Below are 3,622 nucleotides of genomic sequence, written 5' to 3'. Positions count from 1 at the left end.
TACGATTTCACCCATAGCGAATGGCCTCTTGGAATCGTGTTCTTGCCGGAACTGACTGATTCTATTGAGTTTACCATTCGCTATCTTCGTTTTCAGCACTCCCTCATGAATATCCAGGGATCATGTCCTCAGAGAGGCTGGTTTCGAAGGGTGTGCCAAGGCCAGAATAGTAGTACCGATCATAGCTTCTTGAGAGGGTGCTTTGTTCTTGAATGGGGTAAGCAGAAAACAAACGGCCAATATTGCTGACGCGGTTCTCTTGTTGGTCTCTTAACAAGTGCCTTCCCATACCATCGAAAAAGAAGCCGATTTCCAGCGCCCGACGGCAATCGGCCCCTAGTCGAGAAACCGATCCATCCTCCGCGCTCGCGTTCAACGCTTGAAGGCACTCAAGTTTCTGCTGGTCAGTCATTGCTATGGTGCTCCTCACGAAGCCGCTGTGAGAGTGGCGACTGCAAGTCAGGGCTCCAGGCCATCTCCACTCGGTTGCCGGGTAAAAAATGTACATGAAGGTATTGATCGTCCCGGGTTCGCTCAGGCATAGGGAGGCTCACGCTATGGCGTTCTTCTTCTAGTCCTGCTGCGATATCCTCAGGAGTCACATCAAGTATCCAAACGACTTCGGCAGTATCTCCCTTGAATGACCAACAGCAAGTTACTCCCCCTCTCGTATACTGGCCGCCCGAGTAACTGGTCAGGTTCCCCCCCCAGTTATCATTGACCCAGAAGCTGTATATAGGGCGATCGATATGGGTATGCCCGGTTAAAGAGCCTCCGGTTGGTTCGCGAAAGTAAGTTTGCCACACCACGGCAGTTGCGATAGCCCCTACCATGACTATCTGTAGCCAGATCGGGATCAGACGAAAGAAACGATTCATCGCCCATCGTACTAGCATGATGAATCATCCTTGTTGAAATTGAATTTCTTCAGGGAAGATAGCCCCTTCATTTCGCGAGCTCCGACTATACAGGTTGAATTTTGGCGATCGGATGCTGGGGCTCCAGATGAGGTCGACCTCGTTTTCAGGCAGGAAATGAACGTGCAGATATTGATCTCCACGCGCATACGCAGGCATGGGAAGAACCATGCTATGTCGTTCTGACTCCACCCCTGCCCGCTCTTGCTCTCCTGTCATACTAAGGATCCAAACGATTTCCACTGTATCGCCCTTGAAAGACCAACAGCAGGTGGTTCCGCCCCACGATTGGGCTGTTATGTTTCCACCATAGTTATCATTGACCCAAAACCGGAAAATGGGCCGGTCAGTATGGTTGTAACCGGCTATGCTGCCATTTACCGAGGGAGAGAGAACATCCTGAAAAATAACGGCGGATATAATTCCACCCACTAGGACGACCCGAAGCCAAATTGGTATCAGGCGAAAGAAGCGACTAATCGACCAGCGTGATAGCATCATTATCATCCTTGTTGGTTTCGATCTGTACTGCTTCTCATGAGTTGCTGAGCGAGCGGCGATTGCAGGTCAGGACTCCAGGCCATTTCCACACGGTTGCCAGGCAAAAAATGTACATGAAGATACTGATCTTCGCGGGTGCGCTCCGGCATGGGCAAGGTGACGCTATGGCGTTCAGACTCCACGCCTGCTCGCTCTTGCTCCCCGGTCATGCTAAGTATCCAAACCACTTCTGCAGTATTGCCTTTAAATGCCCAGCAGCAGGTTACCCCTCCTCTTGTATATGGTCCGCCAGAATAGAAAGGTAAATTCCCTCCCCAGTTGTCATTGACCCAAAAGCTGTATATGGGGCGGTCAATATGGGTATGCCCGGTTAAGGAACCACCAGTGGGTTCACGTAAAAAAAACTGCCAGACTACTGCGGTCACTATTGCCCCAACCAAAATGACCTGAAGCCAGGTCGGGATCAGGCGAAAGAAGCGTCTTGTAGCCCAATTAGCGAGCATCAGGTTGGCTCCCCATACGTTTTTTCAAGCAGTTCGAGCAATAAAGTTTCGCCTCTAGCGGCTTGTTCCAGCAGGGGTCGCATCTCCTCCGATTCCCAAAAGATGTCCCCTTGACTGAGCTGTAAGTATGCAAAGGTGCGGCGATCCGATGTGCGTGTCAAACCGTACGAGTCGGCTTTTTCCAGCACCTGTCCAATCAGGCGAGGGCGCTCGCAAGGGCATACGTTGTTGAACAAGTCTGGCGTATTTTCAATTAGCTCGGCTGTTAGTCCCATGACTTCTGCATCGCCGTGCAGTGTCGCCCACAGCTCGTCGCTTACCTTCAGCTCCCATGGGCCAGGCGAGTCTTGAATTGTCACACCTTTCAGTGCTGTCCATTCCTTATCGCCTGCTCGATACCACCAGCGATTAATGCCGCCGAACAGGCTAGGTCGACACTCGTCTGAAGCTCCGGCGTGAAGCTGTTCGATGATATCAGGTAAGTAGAAGCGTAACAGAGAGCGTTTACCTGCGGCATTTTCGACGACCATTGCCGGTGCAAACTGGGCGGCCAACTGCTCCCCCGCTAATTCACTTTCGATCCACGCGTGAAGCGCGCAATGAATGGATTCGAGATTGCGCCAAGCTCTTAGACGGACGTCGCTGACTGCCAGCAACCACGGACCTTCACGTTGCAAGTGTGGTTGAGTGTCGTCATCGATCAAGGGCCAGAAATAGCTTTCCGCTCTGAAAGTGTCGAAGAGGTCTGTGCGGGCCTGCGGTGGAAGTGAAGCCAGCTCGATCAAGGCATAACGTTTCACGTCACTGGGCTGGGTAGCTTCCTGCCACGAATCGGGAATCCATTTGCTGGTCATGTATTACCCTCCGGAACGGCATATTGCCCCTCAGCAACGGCTTTTTTCCAGCATTCCTCGCAGATCTCCGGAAACTTGAGCCGAGTCGTCAGCAATGCACTGTGCGCGACGCCTTCAATCCGCTCATGCACCTCTGGCACCGCCCGTCCCGGCAGCAGCGGCGCTTCCACGGCCTGGCCGGAGCCCGAACCGGGGCTGCCGCCGGCGTTGATCTTGACGTTGGGGCCGACCAGGGTCACGCCGCCGCCGTCGAGCTTGAGGAAGCTACCGCCGGCGTTCAGCGTCAGTTCACTGCCGGCTTCCAGCACCACCTTGTGGCCGGCCTTGATGTGCAGCTCGCGGCCGCATTCGCTGAGCCAGGCCTGGCCAGCCTTCACATGCAGGCTGCCCTGCACGATCAGGTGCTGGTTGGCGTCGGTCTGCTCATGATGGTTGCCGCGCACGGTATGGTGCTCATCGCCGTGGACCTCGCCAATGCGGTCGTGGTGCACGGTGAGGAAGCTGTCGTTGCCGATCTCCTCGGTGCGGTCGTTGTTGGTCAGCAGCTCCAGGTCCTTCTGGGCGTGCAGCCAGATCTGTTCCCGCTCGGCTTCGTCCTCGAAGCGCAGTTCGTTGAAGCCGTCGCCCTTGTGGCTCTGGGTGCGGATCACGGTGCGGGTCTTGTGCTCGGGCAGGGCGTAGGGCGGGGTGTTCACCGCGTGGTAGGTGCGCCCGGTGATCAGGGGTTGATCCGGATCGCCTTCGAGAAATGAGACAATCACCTCGTGCCCGATCCTGGGAATCGCGATGCTGCCGTAGCCACCGCCGGCCCAGCCCTGGCTGACGCGAATCCACGCACTGGCTCCGC

At 55.1% G+C, this 3,622-nt stretch carries 6 protein-coding genes; all 6 read right to left on the bottom strand.

All coding sequences use genetic code 11. The features are described from left to right. Nucleotides 1-103: 103 nt before the first annotated feature. Complete coding sequence (locus tag DU490_RS16815) at nucleotides 104-412, bottom strand: hypothetical protein (RefSeq protein WP_114575368.1); 309 nt, start codon at nucleotides 410-412, stop codon at nucleotides 104-106. Next, entirely contained in the window at nucleotides 405-833 is a 429-nt protein-coding gene (locus DU490_RS17700) for a DUF3304 domain-containing protein (protein WP_404872853.1), read from the bottom strand. Before DU490_RS17700 ends, DU490_RS16815 begins: the two co-directional genes overlap by 8 nt. Nucleotides 834-902: 69 nt before the next feature. Next, nucleotides 903-1,415, bottom strand: a complete 513-nt coding sequence (locus DU490_RS17695; protein WP_114575369.1) for a DUF3304 domain-containing protein — start codon at nucleotides 1,413-1,415, stop codon at nucleotides 903-905. A 5-nt stretch (nucleotides 1,416-1,420) separates the two neighbouring features. After that, nucleotides 1,421-1,921 carry a DUF3304 domain-containing protein gene (locus DU490_RS16800; RefSeq protein WP_114575366.1) on the bottom strand — a complete coding sequence of 167 codons (501 nt, stop codon included), beginning with the start codon at nucleotides 1,919-1,921 and terminating at the stop codon, nucleotides 1,421-1,423. Further along, nucleotides 1,921-2,775: a DUF4123 domain-containing protein gene (locus DU490_RS16795; protein ID WP_114575365.1), complete on the bottom strand. Its 855-nt coding sequence runs from the start codon at nucleotides 2,773-2,775 to the stop codon at nucleotides 1,921-1,923. The genes DU490_RS16800 and DU490_RS16795 overlap by 1 nt, the downstream gene beginning before the upstream one ends. Beyond that, nucleotides 2,772-3,622 (bottom strand): type VI secretion system Vgr family protein (locus DU490_RS16790; RefSeq protein WP_114575364.1); only part of this gene is annotated, 851 nt, incomplete at its 5' end. The genes DU490_RS16795 and DU490_RS16790, both read right to left, overlap by 4 nt.

This window comes from Halomonas sp. DQ26W, from assembly GCF_003339685.1.
GTDB lineage: Bacteria > Pseudomonadota > Gammaproteobacteria > Pseudomonadales > Halomonadaceae > Halomonas.
The sequence above is the reverse complement of the archived record's forward strand: the minus strand, read 5'-3'. Positions and strand labels throughout refer to the sequence as shown.